An 18,110-nucleotide genomic window follows, 5' to 3' on the forward strand; every position below is an offset into this window, starting at 1 on the left:
AACTACCCGTGTCAACGAGTCCCATCCGCCTGGTTCCGCTTAAAATTGCTGGGCATAAGCAAGAAGTATATTACGATTTAGAAAGTCACACGTACTTTCAAGCAAAGGAAAAGAAGAAGCTTGAAGGATTTGATTTAGCGCTGTTTATCACCTTTATCATTTCAGCCGTATGGGCAACACCATACTGGATTTTGCGTTTTCTTCCATTACCAAAGATGCACATTACAAGCCCGGTTGTTTGGTGGTTGGGACTTTTTGTCTCCGCTATCTTGCCTTTCTTTTTCTGGGTGATGACTTTTCGAAAGCAAGCAAAGGAACCGGTTAATTTCTTTGATCTTGCGAAGTTTAACCCAAACGATCAAGAGCGTCGCTACCTAAAAGCGAAGTGGGCCTTTGAACGGGGATGGATTATCTTTGTCTTGGTGCTTTTGCCACCAACGACTGTGCTATTTTTCTTTTTGTACCTCGTGAAGGCAAACTTTCTAGACGCCTTACTGTTGACCTTGCACGGCACGCTTTTCCTGCGTCGCCTGCAGCCGGACGTCTTCTCTCGCTTGAAGCTATCAGCACGAAGCTTAAGCTAACAAAAAAAGAGCTGAACCATTTGGTTCAGCTCTTTTTTGTTTTGTTATTTTTTCTTTAACCAGTAGACTAGCCCGAAAGGAATCGTGGATTCCTGTCCCTTCATGATTCGTCCAAGGTTTTGACGGTGACGGTAGAAGACGAAAACGGTCAAAACAATCGCTACAATCGACAAGATAATGTCGTGGTAGTAGAAGACGGACATGAATGACGCGAAGGTGAAACCAACCATCGAAGCAACGGATACCATTGAAAAGAGTACCAAGCACAAGATGAAAGTGGCCACAACCATCCAGAAGAGGGCGGGGTTGTAGACCGAAAGCACACCTGCTGAAGTAGCAACAGCCTTACCACCCTTGAATCCAATCCAGATGGAGAAGGTGTGACCTAAGATAGCGGCCAAACCAACGTACATCACGTTGATATCAACGTGGAAGATGAAGGGGAGTAACCCGGCAAGGACACCCTTTAGCATGTCGAGAACCAAAACCGTTGTTCCGGCGACGGGACCAAGGCTTCGAAAAGCGTTGGTCGTTCCGATGTTTCCAGAACCCTCCGTTCGAATGTCTTTGTGGTAAAAGAGTTTACCAATCCAAGAGCCAGGAACAAGTGATCCAAGCAAGTAGGCCAGTAAAAAGACCAAAATTGTTTTTTCCATTTGATGAACTCCTTAAATGAAACGCAGATAATATTTTACCACAGCAGATAGACTTTGGCTGATTCTAATGCAGATTTAAGTTCTTTTTCGATGGAAAAGTCAAAACCGGTCCGGATTTTTTCTTGTCACTTTTTCATTTTTAATCTATGATAAGGTAGATTGCCAAAAGAAGGCCTACCCATGGCACTTTTGGAAAAAACGATATTAAAGGATGATCACTGTGCCAAAACAAACACACTACGATGCAGATTCGATTAAAATCCTAGAGGGATTGGAAGCCGTTCGAAAGCGACCAGGAATGTACATTGGTTCGACTGACGGACGTGGTCTCCACCACTTGGTATACGAAATTGTCGACAACGCGGTCGATGAAGCTTTGGTTGGTTATGGAAACCACATTGAAGTGACAATTGAAGAAAACAACGCCATCACGGTTTCTGATTCTGGTCGTGGAATGCCCGTTGGTATGCACTCATCCGGTAAGCCAACACCAGAAGTTATCTTGACGGTGCTTCACGCCGGTGGAAAGTTTGGACAGGGTGGTTACGCCACTTCCGGAGGGTTGCACGGTGTTGGTTCATCGGTTGTTAACGCGCTTTCCGAATACTTGAAGGTAACCATTGTCCGCGATGGCCACCGTTTCGAAGAAACCTTTGAAAACGGCGGAAAGCCAATCGGTACTTTGGTTGACCTTGGGGCAACAAAGGACCACACGGGAACGACCGTGACCTTTAAGCCCGATGCTTCCATCTTCTCGACGACGGTCTTCAAGTTTGATACCTTGGCCGAACGCTTGCGCGAAGCCGCATTCTTGATGTCAGGGGTGAAGTTTACCTTAACTGATAAGCGCGTTTCACCAGCGCGCCAAGAAGTTTACCACTATGAAAAGGGACTCCACGCCTTCGTTGATTTCTTGAACGAAGAAAAGGAAGGGCTTGGGCCCGTTATGTCCTTTGAAGGTGAAAACGACGGCATCGTCGTGGATGTTGCTGCCCAGTATAACGATGGTTACTCTGAAACGCTTTTGTCCTTTGTTAACAACGTTCGGACGCAGGATGGTGGAACTCACGAAGCTGGATTCCGCGCTGCTTGGACGAAAGCCTTTAACGAGTATGCCCGTCGCGTGAACCTGTTGAAGGATAAGGATAAGAACCTGGAAGGTTCAGACGTCCGTGAAGGGCTTTCAGCCGTTGTTTCTTTGCGTGTGCCTGAAGAACTCCTGCAGTTTGAAGGTCAGACGAAGGATAAGCTTGGAACCACGGAAGCCCGTGGTGCGGTTGACGCTGTTGTGAATGACACGTTGGCCCGTTTCTTGCTTGAAAACGGTGACTTTGGACAAAAGATTGTCCGAAAGGCCCTTCGTGCCCGTGAAGCCCGCGAGGCCGCTCGCAAGGCCCGTGAAGAGTCCCGTACTGGTAAGTCCAAGGGAAAGAAGGAACGTCTTCTTTCCGGTAAGTTGGCACCAGCCCAGTCAAAGAACGCTGACAAGAACGAATTGTTCTTGGTCGAGGGTGATTCTGCCGGTGGTTCCGCTAAGCAGGGACGTGACCGTAAGTTCCAAGCCATCTTGCCTCTCCGTGGTAAGGTTTTGAACACGCAGAAGGCTAAGTTGGCTGACATCCTTAAGAATGAAGAAATCTCAACCTTGATCTACGCGATCGGGGCCGGGGTCGGGCCCGACTTTAACATTAAAAACGCCGCCTTCGACAAGGTCATCATCATGACCGACGCCGACGACGACGGGGCGCACATCCAGACCTTGCTTTTGACCTTCTTCTACAAGTACATGCGACCTCTGATTGAAGCTGGGAAGGTCTACATTGCCTTGCCACCGCTTTACCGTATTAAGTACCGTGGTAAGCAGGACGATTCCTTTGCTTGGACCAACGACGAATTGGCCGACATCACAGCAAAGGCAAAGACTAAGTACGAACTGACTCGTTTCAAGGGTCTTGGTGAAATGAATGCGACCCTTCTTTGGGAAACAACCATGGATCCAGAATCCCGTACGTTGATTCGCGTGAAGATCGACGATGCCATGCTCGCTGAGAAGCGTGTGACGACTCTGATGGGTGACAAAGTCGACCCTCGCCGTCAATGGATTGAAAACAACGTGCAATTCACGTTGGAAGAAGAGGGATCCATCTTGGATAACGTCGCCGGTGGTGCCGATTCCAGCCAGGTCTTCGACCAGGTGATGGCTGGAAAAGACCCACACGCCGAAACGGAAGCCGAAGAAGTTGCCCGCGTCGCTGAAAACAGCCCGGCAGCTAAGGCTGAAAAGGCCGTTGCTGCTAAAGTAGCGGCATCTGCGGCTAAGGCTGCAGAGGAAACACCAGCTGAAGCAAAGAAGGAAGAGGCTGCAAAGGCTGAAGAAAAACCTGCACCAAAGAAGGCCGCTTCTAAAAAGGAAGCGCCTGAAACACCTTCAAAGAAGGACGATGAATCTTCATCAAAGGGTTCGGGAAACTTCGAGAACCTTGATTTGTTTTAAGCACTGATTACGAAAGGATAGGGGATTGTCCATATGGCAGACCGCATTACCGAGCTTTCACTAGAAGCCGTCATGGGCGAGCGCTTCGGTCGCTATTCCAAATACATCATTCAAGAACGAGCCCTGCCCGACATTCGTGACGGACTCAAGCCTGTTCAGCGTCGTATTTTGTACGCGATGGACCAGGATTCAAACACATACGATCACCCATACCGTAAGTCTGCAAAGGCCGTCGGTAACATCATGGGTAACTATCACCCCCACGGTGATTCCTCAATCTATGAGGCCATGGTTCGACTCTCCCAGGATTGGAAGGTCAGAGAACCGCTCATTGATATGAACGGAAACAACGGTTCGGTCGATAACGATCCGGCCGCTGCCATGCGTTATACGGAATCACGGTTGGCAAAGATTTCAGGCGAGATTCTGAAGGACTTGGCCCAAGACACCGTTGAAATGGTCTTGAACTTCGATGACACGACCTACGAACCAACGGTTTTGCCATCTCGCTTGCCAAACCTCTTTATCAACGGAGCAACGGGAATTTCAGCTGGTTATGCGACGGATATGCCACCGCACAACTTGAAGGAAATTAACGAAGCCTTGATTTACCTTTTGGACCATCCAGAAGCCACTTTGGCTGACTTGATGAAGTTCGTTAAGGGACCTGACTTCCCAACAGGTGGTATCATCCAGGGATTGGATGGTATTAAGCAAGCTTACGAAACTGGTCGTGGCCGCGTCGTTGTTCGTGCCAAGACCGAAGTAAGTCCACTTAAGGGTGGTAAGCAAAAGATTGAAATCACGGAAATTCCATACGAAGTCGTGAAGTCATCATTGGTCGCAAAGATTGATGCCATTCGCCTGAACAAGGAAGTGGCTGGTATCTCTGAAGTTCGTGATGAATCCGACCGTGAAGGAATGTCCATTGTCATTGAACTCTCAAAGGATGCTTCCGCCGATGGTATCTTAACTTACCTGTTTAAGAAGACGGACTTGCAGATTTCATACAACTTCAACATGGTGGCCATTCACGATCAACGACCTGTTTTGGTTACGTTGCAAAATGGTTTGCAGGCCTTCTTGGACTTCCGTAAGGACGTCGTTTTGAAGCGTTCTGCCTACGACTTGAAGAAGGCTGAAGCCCGCCAACACATCGTAGAAGGTTTGATCCGCATGTTGTCCATCCTGGATGAAGTGGTTTCAACCATTCGTTCTTCTAAGAACCGTAAGGACGCTACCCAAAACCTGATGGACGGGTTTGACTTTACCAAGGCCCAAGCGGAAGCCATCGTAACTTTGCAACTGTACCGTTTGACAAACACCGATGTCACTCAGTTGCAAGACGAGCACGACGCTTTGGCAAAGAAGATTGCCGAACTGCAAAAAATCTTGAACGAGACGTCTGCTCTGCACGACGTTATCCGCAAGGAATTGCAAGAGGTGATTGATGAATACGCAACGCCTCGTATGACCGAAATTGAAAATGAAATCGAATCACTCGTCATCGATACGGCCGTGACCGTGCCAGACGAAAATGTTCGTTTGCTGCTTTCTAAGAACGGTTACGTAAAGCGTTCATCCCTTCGATCATTCAAGGCTTCCGCCGAAGAAAACGGTTTGGCCGATGATGATCCAATCATCATGGAAAAGACGGTTAACACGACGGAACACTTGTTGGCCTTCACCAACATGGGAAACTTGATTTACCGTCCGATTTACGAGATTTCGGAATTCAAGTGGAAGGAACCAGGAGAGCACTTCTCTCAGAGCCTTTCGAACTGGGATCCTGAAGAAGCCATTATCTCTGCGATGGTTATCAAGAATCCAGAATCAAAGGACACTGTACTTCTTGCTTCAACAGACGGTTACATTAAGCGTTCAGAAATCGCTGACAAGGTGCCAAAGTCATACAAGAAGAAGTCCGCAACCGTTATGAAGTTGAAGTCAGACGAAGCACGCGTTGCCGCTGTTTCACTCGTGACGGATTCAAACGACGTCTTGGTATTGGCCAAGGCTGGATTAGCCCTTCGCTTTAAGGCGGATGAAGTGCCAACTGTTGGTGCTCGTACCGCTGGTGTTAAGGCCATTAAGTTGGGGGATGGTGATTCTGTTGCCGATGTATTGGCCTTGTCTGACAAGGACACGTACTTGGCCTTGGTAACGAACCAGGGAACCTTTAAGTACTCACGCCTGGATGAAATTTCTGAATCACACCGTGCCAATAAGGGATTGCAAGTCTTGTCACCACGCAAGACGGTTGATTATGCGATTGCAGCTGCCACTGTTGTGGAAGACGATCAAGCGGCCCTTCGAATTGTTACGGACCGGATGAAGACCTTTGATATTCAGTTGCAGGACCACTCGTTGTCAAACCGAACGGCAAATGGTTCAGCGCTCTTGGATCCATCTTCGGATGGCCAAGCGTCAGTAATGGAAGTCTTAGAATTAAACACCGAGGACTAGTCATCAGGGCTTGGTTTCGGTTACAATAGATATGAATTGATGCGGGTTACCGCAAATGAGGAGTTGAAAAACATGGCAAAGATTCAAGTTTTTGGACACAAGAGTCCAGATACGGACACAGTTGCCTCAGCAATGGCCGCGGCCGATTTGCTGGCACAACAAGGATTGGATACTGAAGCGCTTGCGCAAGGTAAGCCAAACCAAGAAACACAATACGCATTGGACCACTTTGGTTTGAAGCCATTGCCAATTAGCGAAAAGGTCACGACTGAAGAAGTTGTTTTGGTTGACCACAACGAAGCGGCACAGTCAGTTGATAACTTGGCTGACGTGACGGTTTACGGTATTTACGACCACCACAAGTTCAACTTCCAAAACGCAACGCCACTTTACATTACGGCAAAGCCTTGGGGTTCTGTCTCAACGATCTTGTACTACGAGTACAAGGAAGCTGGTTTGACGATTCCTGCTAAGATTGCTGGTATGTTGGCTTCAGGTTTGATCTCTGATACGTTGTTGTTGAAGAGCCCAACCACGACTGATGTTGACCGTAAGGCTTTGCCAGAATTGGCAAAGATTGCTGGTATCGATGATATCGAAGCTTATGGTTTGGAAATGTTGAAGGCAGGAACTGACCTTTCATCACGTTCTGACGAAGAATTGTTGGAAGGGGATGCCAAGTCATTTACCATGGGTTCACACGACTTCCGCATTGGACAAGTGAACACGGTTGACATCGCCGATGTATTGAAGCGTCAAGACGATTTGGAAAAGGCCATGAAGGCTTCTGGTTACGAAGACTTCTTGTTGGTTATCACGGACATCTTGAACTCAAACTCAAAGGCTATTTACTTGGGTGACGCTGCCGATAACATCGAAAAGGCTTTCGATGCCAAGTTAGAAAACAACGTCATTGACCTTCCTGGTGTTGTTTCACGTAAGAAGCAAGTGGTTCCACCATTGCAAAAGCAATTCTAAGGCAAAAAGGTTTGCGGATTTTTTTAAGAAAAGTTAAAAGAACCCCTTTACAGTCTAGAAACTAGCCTGTATAATACTATTTTGTATTGACAAGCAAATAAATTTTTATCAAAAAACTAACACTGAGGAGCTATAGCTATGCGTATTCATGTCGTATTAGGCAATGACGAAACTGGGGAACGTATTTACTTGACGTCAAAGAACCGTCGTAACACCCCCGATCGTTTGGAGTTGAAGAAGTACTCACCAAAACTTCGTAAAGTTGTAACGTTTAAGGAGATCAAGTAATGGCTAAGAAATCAAAGATTGCAAAGGCAAAGCAACGTGAAGCAATGGTTGCCAAGTACGCTGACAAGCGTGCTGCTTTGAAGGCTGCCGGTGATTACATCGGTTTGGCAGCTTTGCCAAAGGACTCATCACCTGTACGTGTTCACAACCGTGACCGCATTGATGGTCGTCCACACGGTTACATGCGTGAATTCGGAATGTCACGTTTGAACTTCCGCCAATTAGCACACAAGGGTCAGATTCCTGGTGTTCGTAAGGCTTCTTGGTAAAAAGAATCAACAAACCACAGCCTTCGCTGTGGTTTTTTCTTTGTCTACCTTGCTTTTTTGACGGAATTCAACTACTATAGAAGTAAGTTAATTTACAGTCGTAAATGAGCGGGTCAGGGGGATTTGACCGGCTCATTTTTTATGGCTTTGATAGATAAGGAGCGGCGATGGTACAAGCAAAGAATCAAGCGCTACTAGACATTGTCCAACCGATCATTGAGGATCAAAACCTTCTATTGTGGGATTTGATCATCAAGAAGGTTGCTGGCAAAAAGACGGTAGAAATCTTAGTTGATTTACCAAATCATGACAACATCTCAATGACTCAAATTACCACCTTTACACAGGCGGTAAACGAAGCTTTGGATGAAGCAGAAGTTGACCCAGTTCCAGGTGAGTACATGCTAGACATTGCATCACCAGGTTGGGATCGTTCACTTTCTGAACCCTGGCACTTTGAATGGGCAAAGGAAGCTGACGAACAAATCGCAATTGCTTTGTTTGCGGCTAAGGACGGTCAGAAGAAGTGGACGGGTTCCATTTCTTCATTAGATGATGCGGGTCTGACTTTGGATGTTGACGGCGAAGAAAAGCGCTTTAACTTTGACGAAATTGCCAAAGCCGTTGTTTCAATCCAATTTTGATGGTTTAAAAGTGGAGTTTAAGATATGAGTAAAGAATTAGTAATGGCCTTGGATGCCTTGGAACAAGAACGAGGCATCGACCGCGACGTTGTTGTGGAAGCTTTGGAAAACGCCTTGAAGGCGGCTTACAAGAAGCAATACAACGCGAACCAAAACGTTGAAGCAACATTTGACGACAAGAAGGGTAAGATGACCATCAAGCAGGTCAAGACAGTTGTCTTGGACGAAGACTTGTTGGACCCTGACACTGAAATCTCTTTGACTGATGCTTTGGAAATTAACAAGGCATACGAACCAGGTGACGAAATTCGCTTTGACGTTACGCCAAAGGACTTCGGTCGTATGGCTGCTCAAGCTGCTAAGCAAGTCATCGTACAAAAGATGCGTGAAGCAACGCGTCAAGCTGTCTACGAACGTTACAAGGACTATGAAGGTGAAATCGTCACTGGAGAAGTTGAACGTCAAGACACGCGTTTCTTGTACGTGATGCTTCCTGGTAAGCAAGAAGCTGTTATGACTGCTGGGGACCAAATGCCTTCTGAACACTACAAGATGCGTGACCGCATTAAGGTATTGGTTTCAAAGGTTGATGATTCCTTGAAGGGACCACAAATTTTCGTTTCACGTACGGCTCCAGGCTTGGTTAAGCGTTTGTTTGAACAAGAAGTGCCTGAAGTATACGACGGAACGGTGGAAATTGTTTCTGTCTCACGTGAAGCCGGTGATCGTTCAAAGATTGCGGTTTACACGCACGACGAAGACTTGGATCCAGTTGGTGCCTTGGTTGGTCAACGTGGAGCACGTGTTCAAGCTGTTGTCACTGAATTGGGTGGCGAACACATGGACATTGTGGAATGGGTTGAAGATGAAGCGCAATACATTGCAAACGCTTTGAACCCAGCCGAAGTAACGGATGTTATCTTTGATCCTGAAAACGACCAAGCGGTAACGGTGATTGTTCCTGACGACCAATTGTCACTTGCCATTGGTAAGAAGGGACAAAACGCCCGCTTGGCTGCTCGTTTGACGGGTGTAAAGATTGACATTAAGCCAGAATCTGAAGCAGCCGACTTGGCCGTTTCAATGGATGAAGCAGCTGACGACGCTTTTGACGACGCAGCTGATGAAGGTGTTGACACGGATATTGATGCTGGTGTTGATGCCTTGGCAGATGACGATAGCGAAAATCCTGAAATTTAATTTCGAGGAGGTTCTTCGATGAAAACACGGAAGATTCCGTTAAGAAAAGACATTGTTTCGGGCGAAATGTTTCCGAAGCAAGACCTTGTCCGGGTTGTGAAAAACAAAGAAGGCGAAGTCTTCTTAGACCCAACCGGTAAGAAAAACGGTCGTGGTGCTTACATTGCGCTAGACCGCAAGACGGCTGAAGCGGCCAAAGAAAAGAAAGTCTTTGAACGTGCCTTTTCACAGGCAATCGAACCGGCTTTCTATGATGAACTTTACGCTTACGTCGATCATCAACAGGCCCGAAAAGAGCTCTTTGCAAATGACGATGAATAAGTTAATGCAGACATTGGGCCTTGCCCGACGAGCTAACAAAGTCGTCTTAGGATCAGGTCCTACATTGAAGGCCATCCAAAATCAAAGTGCTCGTATCGTCTTTTTCCCAAAGGATGGTGGGGCCAGCCAGTATAAGAAGTTTTCAGATAAGTGTGCTTTTTACAAAGTGACCTTCTCGGATGCTTTGACCAGAGATGAACTGATTTCATCCATCGGGATGAACCGTTCGGTCCTAGCAATTGAAGACGCTGGCTTTTCAAAGAAAATCAAAGAAATACTTGAAGAAAAGGAGCGGAACTAAATGGCAGAAGAAAAGAAATTCTCCGGCTCAAACCGAAAGACCCGCAAGATGGCAGTGCCAGAACGTAAGGAGCTTCCAGCTTCACAACGTCGTCACGCCGCTAAGTTGGCGGAAGGAGCAGCTAAGCCAGCTGGTCCAGCACGCCACAAGTCAAACGGACAACGCAACGAAGGCAACGGACAACGTCCAGCTGCTCGAAACGGTCAAAATGGACACAACGGTGGACCACGCAACGGCCAAGGTGGTTCACGCCGTCCACAAAACAACCGTTCAAACCAATCTTCTGGACGTCCAATGGTACGCGAAAAGAAGTCTTGGTCAACAAAGCCTCGTGAAGGGCAAGTTAACTATTCAGCAAAGAAGGATGATTCTTTGAAGGAATACGTTGCTCAAAACAACAAGGCAAAAGAACAAGCCAAAAAGCAAGCTGAGAAGAAGGCGGCTAAGCCAGCTTCAAAGCCAGCAGCAAAGCCTTCAGAAGCAACAAAGCCATCAAATGGCGGTGGACGCTTCGGTGGTTCACTTGCCTCTGGAAACAATTCTGCTCGTAACAACACGCGTAAGCGCAACACGAATGGAACTGGACAGCAAACGCCACGTCGTAACGACAAGCCACACGGTTCAAAGAAGGCCCGTCGTATTGCAGCAAAGCAAGCACCAAAGAAGCAACCTACTGTTCGTAAGGAACAGCCATTGCCAGAAGTTCTTGAATACAAGGTCGGCATGAACGTGCAAGACTTGGCAAAGCTCTTGCACCGTGACGCTTCTGAAATCATTAAGAAGTTGTTCTTGCTTGGAATCGTGACGAACCAAAACCAGTCATTGGATGAAGATACCATCGAAATCCTCGCGGCTGATTACGGTATCGACGCTAAGCAAAAGGAAGAAGAAGACTTGGCCGACATCGACCGCTTCTTCGACGACGAAACGGTTAACGAAGACGCCCTTGAACCACGTGCACCTGTTGTGACAATCATGGGACACGTTGATCACGGTAAGACCACATTGTTGGATTACTTGCGTAAGACAAACGTTACCGAAGGCGAAGCTGGTGGAATCACGCAGCACATCGGTGCCTACCAAGCTCGCTTGGACGGTCGCTTGATTACCTTCTTGGATACCCCAGGTCACGCGGCCTTTTCTGAAATGCGTGCCCGTGGTGCCAACGTAACGGACATCACTGTTTTGGTTGTCGCCGCTGATGACGGTGTTCAACCACAAACGATTGAAGCCATTAACCACGCAAAGGCAGCTGGTACGCCAGTTATCGTTGCTGTGAACAAGATTGATAAGGAAGGGGCTAACCCTGACCAAGTCATGAACCAATTGATGGCTTACGACCTTGTTCCTGAAGAATACGGTGGATCAACGATCTTCGTTAAGATTTCAGCTAAGCAAGGACAAAACATCGACCAATTGCTTGAAATGATCTTGCTTGAAGCCGACGTTTTGGAATTGAAGGCAGACCCAACGCAACCAGGTCGTGGTTCAGTTATCGAAGCACGTTTGGATAAGGGACGCGGTCCTGTCTCAACTGTTTTGGTTCAACAAGGAACGCTCCACATTGGAGACCCTGTCGTTGTTGGAAACACGTATGGACGTATCCGTACCATGCAAAACGAAAAGGGTGAAGACTTGAAGGAAGCCAAGCCAGCAACGCCTGTTCAAATCACTGGTTTGAACGCGGTACCATCAGCTGGTGACCGCTTCGTTGTCATGGCAGATGAGAAGTCCGCCCGTGCAGCTGGTGAAGAACGTGAAAAGCGTGCCCGCGAAGAAGTTCGCAACGCCGGTTCAGTTGTTACCTTGGATACGTTGTTTAACACGATGGCTGAAAAGGCAATGAAGACTGTTCCAGTTATCGTTAAGGCCGATGTTCAAGGTTCAGTTGAAGCCTTGGCTGGTGCTTTGAAGAAGATCGAAGTTGAAGGTGTTAAGGTTGACGTTGTTCACGCAGCCGTTGGTGCCATCAACGAATCTGACGTTTCATTGGCCGGTGCATCTGGTGCCATCATCATCGGATTCAACGTTCGCCCTACGCCATTTGCGAAGAACCAAGCACAAACTGACAAGATTGACATGCGCTTCTACAACGTTATCTATGACGCCATTGATGACGTGACTGACGCCATGAAGGGTCAACTTGAACCAGTTTACGAAGAAAAGGTTATCGGTCAAATCGTCGTTAAGGAACTCTTTAAGTTCTCTAAGGTTGGAACGATTGCCGGTGCCACTGTTGAAGAAGGAAAGATTACGAAGGATTCTAAGGTTCGTATCGTCCGTAACGGAACGGTTATCTTTGATGGTCCTCTTGCATCACTTCAACGTGGTAAGGACGCCGTTAACGAAGTTAAGTTTGGTTACGACTTTGGATTCACGGTTAACAAGTTTAACGATATTCAACCTGGTGATGAAGTGGAAGCTTACATCATGGAAGAAGTTAAGCGTAAGTAAGCTTTTTAGGAGGCGGATATGGCAAATGCACAACGCGCTGGGCGTTTAGCTCAGGAAATCCAAAAAGACGTGACTGATTTGATCTTGAAGCGAGTGAACGATCCCCGTGTCCAAGACGTGACGGTAACGTCCGTTGATGTGACTGGTGATCTTCAAATCGCCACGATTTACTACTCAATTCTTTCAGACCTCGCGTCTGATCGAAAGAAGGCCCAAGCAGGGCTCGAAGCAGCGACTGGCTTAATCCGTCGCGAACTTGGTTCCCGCTTGACCGTCTACAAGATTCCAGAATTGCACTTTTCATTGGATAATTCCATCCAATACGGTGATCACATCGAAGCATTGATTCGTGAACTTCACCAAAAAGAAGGCAAGTAAGAATTAAAAGAGCCCTTCGGGGCTCTTTTTTATGTGGAAAATGATAAAGTCAGACCCGTGCGCAATTGAAAAGACAGCCCTAAACCGGTAAAATAAAAGCCGATGAAATCACTTTAAATGACCGGCTTTTTTGCTGGAACGGAGAATAGCATGGCCAAACAGACAAGCAATTTAACGGGACTTCTTGTGGTAAACAAGCCCAAGGGCATGACGTCATTTGGCGTTGTGGCCCGTCTGCGCCGAATTTCAGGACAGAAGAAAATCGGCCACGCCGGAACGCTTGATCCAAACGTAGATGGAGTATTGGTCGTGGCACTGGGTAAAGCGACAAAGTTAATCGATTTGCTTCAGACTGTGCCAAAGACTTATCAGGGAACCGTGACCTTTGGATACTCAACCGAGAGCCAGGATTCAGATGGTGCGGTGGTAGAAGATCAGCCGCTTTCTGAAGGAATCAACGAAGACGAACTCAAGGCAGCTTTCAAGAGCCTCGAAGGCGATATCATTCAGATTCCGCCAATTTACTCCGCTGTCAAAGTCCACGGCAAACGCCTCTACGAATACGCCCGTGCCAACGAGCCAGTTGAGCTCCCACAACGCCAGGCCACGATCTACGAGTTTGCGCCCACCTCTGCCCTTAAGTGGGTCGAAAACCAACCATACCAACAGATTGACTTCGACGCGGTGGTGTCCAAGGGAACGTACGTGCGCACACTTTCCTATGACCTCGGTCAAAAGCTCGGCTTGCCGGCTACCATGACGTCTCTGACGCGCGTGGGCGGGTCCGGCTTCTCTATCGAAGAAGCAACAACCTTAGAGGAACTGATGGAATTGGACGAAGAGGGGATTAAGGCGAAGTTGAAGCCAATTTCTGACGTCCTGCCATACGAGCGCAAGGACCTCACGGAAGTGGAGTTTACTTGGGTGAAAAACGGCCGTAAGATTAGCTCATGGCCAAAGACGGACGAGGGCTTCTACCAGCTCTATTACGAGGATCAACTCGTTGCAGTCTACCGCTACAGCGACGAGGAAGAGCTCTGGCGCTCCCGTTACTACTTTCTATAAACAGTCCGTGGTTTAGGTGCTTTCCTTAAAAAAGTCAGACCCGTACGTGATTGCTTATCTGGAAGTTACGATACAAAATAAATGGTTAAAGAAACATAGGACTCGCTTTCTATGTTTCTTTTTATTTACAATAAGTTAAAAAGAATAGAAATATTGAAATTTTTGTTCTAAACTGGAGTGGCATTCTCTTTGTGAATGAATCATTTAATCAAGGGAGAAGGATAAAATGAATTCGAAAGTTAATCCATACTTAAGCCGAGTAGAAAAGAAAAAGCTCAAGAAAGTGAAGAAAAACTGGGTGGTCGCTTCAGTGCTCAGTTTCGGTGTGTTGGCGGTCGCTACACCCGGTTCTGTTGGAGCAAACCCAGTAGGTGATAGTGGGACGTACGGTCACACTCCAAGTTCCAACAAGGACGATGAAGCCGATGATACGAATAGTGGGGAATTACATGCACTGCCTGAACATTTGGACGCCGGTACCTATACATATAAGAATCCAGGAAATATTGACAAACGTTGGTTCACGTTGACGATGCAACAAAAAGTAACGATTAACGTCGATGGAAGCGAATATAAGACATTGACCACGCAGCCCACGATTACAAAAACGTTGACTGTTGATAGTGACAATCATCGTACTTGGACATTTGATGAAGCGAGTCAAGATCCTGATTTACCACAGCGTTATGGCAATCATGCAGGATGGGTACCAGCTGAAAACAATGGTATCCGTTTCTTGATGTCATCCGTAAACTACAATGGTGGAGCCACTGATTCTACTTATCCAGACGTTACTTCGATTCCAGAGTTAACCGAAGAAAACGTTAAATTTGACTCCTATACTGCAACCGAGGATGATCAGAATATTCAGTCATTTTATGACGTTCATGAACCTAATGGTTTGTACGGTATTTATAATAATCAATCAGCAGACGGAGATAACGGTTACTTCCGTCTCGCTGCCGGTAACAACAAGACCTACACACCAGACGAAGCGGGTGAGCACAAGATTCAATTGACGTTGAATCTAAAGTCACAGCATACGCACGACGAATCTGACGGCACCCGCAATGTCACCCGCACTCTCCAATACGTGGGACCGGATGACAAACCGCTTGCAAACATGCAAGACAGTAAGCAGACGGCCACTATCAATAAGACCAAGACAATTTCTGATTTCACCCATAAGCAAATCGGGGATGATAAAGTCAGTGTCGAACAAGGCACATGGGATAAGCTTCAACCAAAGTCAATAACCGATGATGGCAAGTATGAACTGGATCATATTGAGGGACCTAACGGACAAACATTGAGTGCCGCTGAATTTGCAGCCGTGGCCGGTTCTGACTTTAACGACCAGAGCCAAGACCAAACCTACACTGCCGTTTACAAGGACCGCGTGAAGACCTTTGGTGCTAATGATAGCAATTTGCCGGATAATGTCTCAAAGGCAGACCTCGATAAAACGGTCACGCGCAAAGTGCAAGCGGTCGACCAAGATAATCATGACCAAAACATCGGCGACCCACAGACCCAAACGCTCCACTTCCAACGCGAGGCGACCTACGACTATGCAACGGGTAGTGTGACCTACGGTCAATGGAAGCCGGTTGACGGTAGTGCGGATAAGTTTGGATCAGTCACGAATAATACGACAATTGACGGCAAATATAACTTAGCAGATGATAGCCAAAAGACGGTTGCTGAACAAACACTGAGTCAAGATGAAATCAACGCCTGGAATAAAGATGATGTTGTCCCAGTTAAGTACGTTCATGCACACGGGCAAGCTGATCAAAATGATTTGACGCGTACCGTTAAACGTGTTGTTCACTTGAAGGATGCAAAAACGGATGAAGAGTTTGATAACAGCGAAAGCATGTTGCAGAGTCGAACGGATACCCAAGAGTATGTTCGTGATGGTTACCAGGATTTGGCAACTGGAAAATTTGTACCAGCTTCTGACTGGAAGCTTCCAAATGGGGCACAGGGAATTCAGCAACGTACTGCGCCTGACATGAGTGCTCAGGGTTACGTTGATGCTCAACCAGGACAGACGGATTCGATTAATCCTTCTCAAGACCAGATTAACGATAACCAAGTCTTCGACCAATGGATTACCTATCAGGAAAAGACGGAAAAGTTCGACTCGAATAGTCAAAACTTGCCCGCTGAAATCAAGAAGTCTGACCTCGATAAGACCATCACGCGTACCATTCACTATTACGACGCTGACTCAAAGAAGGATATTAACACTGACGTTCAAACCATCCACTTCACGCGTTCTGCAACCTATAACGATGTGACGCATGGGGTCGTCTATGGTGCATGGCAACAGGAAGGGGCCTTTAACGGGTTCGATACGCCTACTAACTATGGTGACAATCGTCAATACACCTTAGCGAAGGGCCAACCTCAAACGATTGATTCTGAGACACCCGATGCCAACAATGTCCAAGATGGTCACAACGAGGCCGTGACGATTCAATACAATCACCGCCACGATACCATCACAGATCAGTCACAGTTAAAGCACACTGTTAAGCGAATTGTTCACTTTGAGAATGCTAAGGGTGAACAGGTTGAACCAGATCGTACAGAAACACTAACGTATTCACGCACTGGATACACGGATGCTGCTGACAATAACAGTGCCCACTTCACTGAATGGAAGGCTGAGGGACAGACTAAGTTTGATTCCTTCACAGCCCCTGATAAAAGCGGTGACGGTTACGTCATTAACGGGGATAGCAAGGTAGCCGAGTGGACGCCATCCACGCAAGATATCGACAACTCTAGTGTCGACAATCAAACGGTGACGTACAACGATAAAGTCGGCTCCGTATCCGGCACCGACACCACGCTTCCAACCGCCATCCGCCAAGCCCTGCAGAAGGAAATGGTAAGGACGATTCATTTTAAGTCCGCCACAGATAGCGAGAAAACGCTGATGAACGACGTGATTGAACGTGTGGACTTCGTGGGACAAGCTGAATACGACTACCACACGAAGCAACTGGTTAACCCTAGCCAAATCACCTGGACGCTGGCACATGGCTCAACGTCTAAGTGGGATGACTTCAGCTCCCTTGACTTAAAGGACATTCAACACGATGGAAAGCACTATTCATCTCCTAAGCTGACGGCGGGTGATTTGTCAGAGAAGACCTTTAACGCCAATGACGCTGCGACAACCGAAGAAGCCACGGTCACATACGACCCAATGACAGTCGTTGATGTGAAGAATCCGGGTAAGGTTGATACGAAGGACCTGCAAAAGACAGTTAGCCGTACGATTGTCTTCCAAGATAAGAAGACGAAGCAGAACATCCAAGACCCGATCGTTCAAGAAGTACACTTCCAACGCACGGCGGAAGTAGACGATGTGAACGGAAATGTCATGAACTACGGCGATTGGACAGTCATCGGGGATGATGATTTCGCGGCCTTTAATATGCCAAGCCAAGATGGCTATGAAGCACCTAGCCAAGCCAAAGTTAGTGAACAAAAGGGTGTAAAGGGTGATGATAGTAATGAAACAATCACTATCACTTATGTCAAAAAGGCGGACGAACCAAACACACCAGACACCCCAAACAAACCTGACACACCAAATTCACCAAACTCACCAGACACGCCAAATCATCCGGAGGAACCAGTGAACCCTGATCAGCCAAACAATCCAGCTACGCCTGAAAATCCATTCCACAAGTTCTTTACCAATAATAAGAAGAACAACAATGTGGAGGAACAGGCCGGCCAGCAAAAACAACAGGCCGAAGAATCAAAGCGTACTGATAAGAAGCAAGACGTTCAGTCAAAGCCTTCTGAGGATAAGCGCACTGATAAGAAAGCGGACGATTCAGAAAAGACGTCAGCCAACGAAGCTGGCTTTAAACTTGGTCGTACCATCGGGATTACGGCAGCGATTACTCTTCCTGTAGCGGCGGTTGGTTATTTATTGTTTAAGAAATTCCGGTAAAATCTGTTAATCAAACGAATAAACCGACAC

The 18,110-nt window shown here is 47.1% G+C and carries 14 protein-coding genes and 1 pseudogene; 14 read left to right on the forward strand and 1 reads right to left on the reverse strand.

All coding sequences use genetic code 11. From position 1 onward, the window contains the following. The first annotated feature begins 8 nt into the window (after positions 1–8). Positions 9–584, forward strand: coding sequence for a hypothetical protein (locus tag G6R29_RS00155; protein ID WP_213808339.1), 576 nt, complete (start codon positions 9–11; stop codon positions 582–584). 44 nt (positions 585–628) lie between these two features. Here G6R29_RS00155 and plsY read toward each other — a convergent pair whose 3' ends face one another. After that, positions 629–1,240 carry a glycerol-3-phosphate 1-O-acyltransferase PlsY gene (gene plsY, locus G6R29_RS00160; protein WP_213808340.1) on the reverse strand — a complete coding sequence of 204 codons (612 nt, stop codon included), beginning with the start codon at positions 1,238–1,240 and terminating at the stop codon, positions 629–631. A 211-nt stretch (positions 1,241–1,451) separates the two neighbouring features. Here plsY and parE point away from each other — a divergent pair. The 13 genes and pseudogenes from parE to G6R29_RS06570 form a co-directional block, all read left to right on the forward strand. Then, a pseudogene (parE, locus tag G6R29_RS00165) lies at positions 1,452–3,434 on the forward strand (DNA topoisomerase IV subunit B); the annotation flags it as partial. 333 nt (positions 3,435–3,767) lie between these two features. Beyond that, complete coding sequence (gene parC / locus G6R29_RS00170; protein ID WP_213808341.1) at positions 3,768–6,200, forward strand: DNA topoisomerase IV subunit A; 2,433 nt, start codon at positions 3,768–3,770, stop codon at positions 6,198–6,200. A 72-nt stretch (positions 6,201–6,272) separates the two neighbouring features. Continuing rightward, positions 6,273–7,178: a manganese-dependent inorganic pyrophosphatase gene (locus G6R29_RS00175; protein WP_213808342.1), complete on the forward strand. Its 906-nt coding sequence runs from the start codon at positions 6,273–6,275 to the stop codon at positions 7,176–7,178. A gap of 138 nt (positions 7,179–7,316) precedes the next feature. Then, positions 7,317–7,466 carry a 50S ribosomal protein L33 gene (gene rpmG, locus G6R29_RS00180; RefSeq protein ID WP_002815032.1) on the forward strand — a complete coding sequence of 50 codons (150 nt, stop codon included), beginning with the start codon at positions 7,317–7,319 and terminating at the stop codon, positions 7,464–7,466. Continuing rightward, complete coding sequence (gene rpsN, locus G6R29_RS00185; protein ID WP_213808343.1) at positions 7,466–7,735, forward strand: 30S ribosomal protein S14; 270 nt, start codon at positions 7,466–7,468, stop codon at positions 7,733–7,735. The genes rpmG and rpsN overlap by 1 nt, the downstream gene beginning before the upstream one ends. A 167-nt stretch (positions 7,736–7,902) precedes the next feature. Continuing rightward, complete coding sequence (locus G6R29_RS00190) at positions 7,903–8,379, forward strand: ribosome maturation factor RimP (RefSeq protein ID WP_213808344.1); 477 nt, start codon at positions 7,903–7,905, stop codon at positions 8,377–8,379. A 24-nt stretch (positions 8,380–8,403) separates the two neighbouring features. Continuing rightward, the gene (nusA, locus tag G6R29_RS00195) at positions 8,404–9,579 is read left to right on the forward strand and encodes a transcription termination factor NusA (protein WP_213808345.1); all 1,176 of its coding nucleotides are present in this window, start codon (positions 8,404–8,406) and stop codon (positions 9,577–9,579) included. A gap of 18 nt (positions 9,580–9,597) precedes the next feature. Continuing rightward, on the forward strand, positions 9,598–9,900 hold the full coding sequence (gene rnpM / locus G6R29_RS00200; protein ID WP_213808346.1) for an RNase P modulator RnpM: 303 nt from the start codon (positions 9,598–9,600) through the stop codon (positions 9,898–9,900). Beyond that, positions 9,887–10,201 carry a L7Ae/L30e/S12e/Gadd45 family ribosomal protein gene (locus G6R29_RS00205; RefSeq protein WP_213808347.1) on the forward strand — a complete coding sequence of 105 codons (315 nt, stop codon included), beginning with the start codon at positions 9,887–9,889 and terminating at the stop codon, positions 10,199–10,201. Before rnpM ends, G6R29_RS00205 begins: the two co-directional genes overlap by 14 nt. Next, positions 10,202–12,655, forward strand: a complete 2,454-nt coding sequence (infB, locus tag G6R29_RS00210) for a translation initiation factor IF-2 (protein WP_213808348.1) — start codon at positions 10,202–10,204, stop codon at positions 12,653–12,655. 18 nt (positions 12,656–12,673) lie between these two features. Next, positions 12,674–13,033: a 30S ribosome-binding factor RbfA gene (rbfA, locus tag G6R29_RS00215; RefSeq protein WP_213808349.1), complete on the forward strand. Its 360-nt coding sequence runs from the start codon at positions 12,674–12,676 to the stop codon at positions 13,031–13,033. Positions 13,034–13,183: 150 nt separating this feature from the next. Beyond that, positions 13,184–14,098, forward strand: coding sequence for a tRNA pseudouridine(55) synthase TruB (gene truB / locus G6R29_RS00220; RefSeq protein WP_213808350.1), 915 nt, complete (start codon positions 13,184–13,186; stop codon positions 14,096–14,098). A gap of 226 nt (positions 14,099–14,324) precedes the next feature. Continuing rightward, a complete protein-coding gene (locus G6R29_RS06570) occupies positions 14,325–18,080 on the forward strand; it encodes a mucin-binding protein (RefSeq protein ID WP_213808351.1) in 3,756 nt (1,251 codons plus the stop codon). The last annotated feature ends 30 nt before the right edge of the window (positions 18,081–18,110 follow it).

It is taken from the genome of Fructobacillus broussonetiae, from assembly GCF_018437275.1.
Taxonomy (GTDB): Bacteria; Bacillota; Bacilli; order Lactobacillales; family Lactobacillaceae; genus Fructobacillus; species Fructobacillus broussonetiae.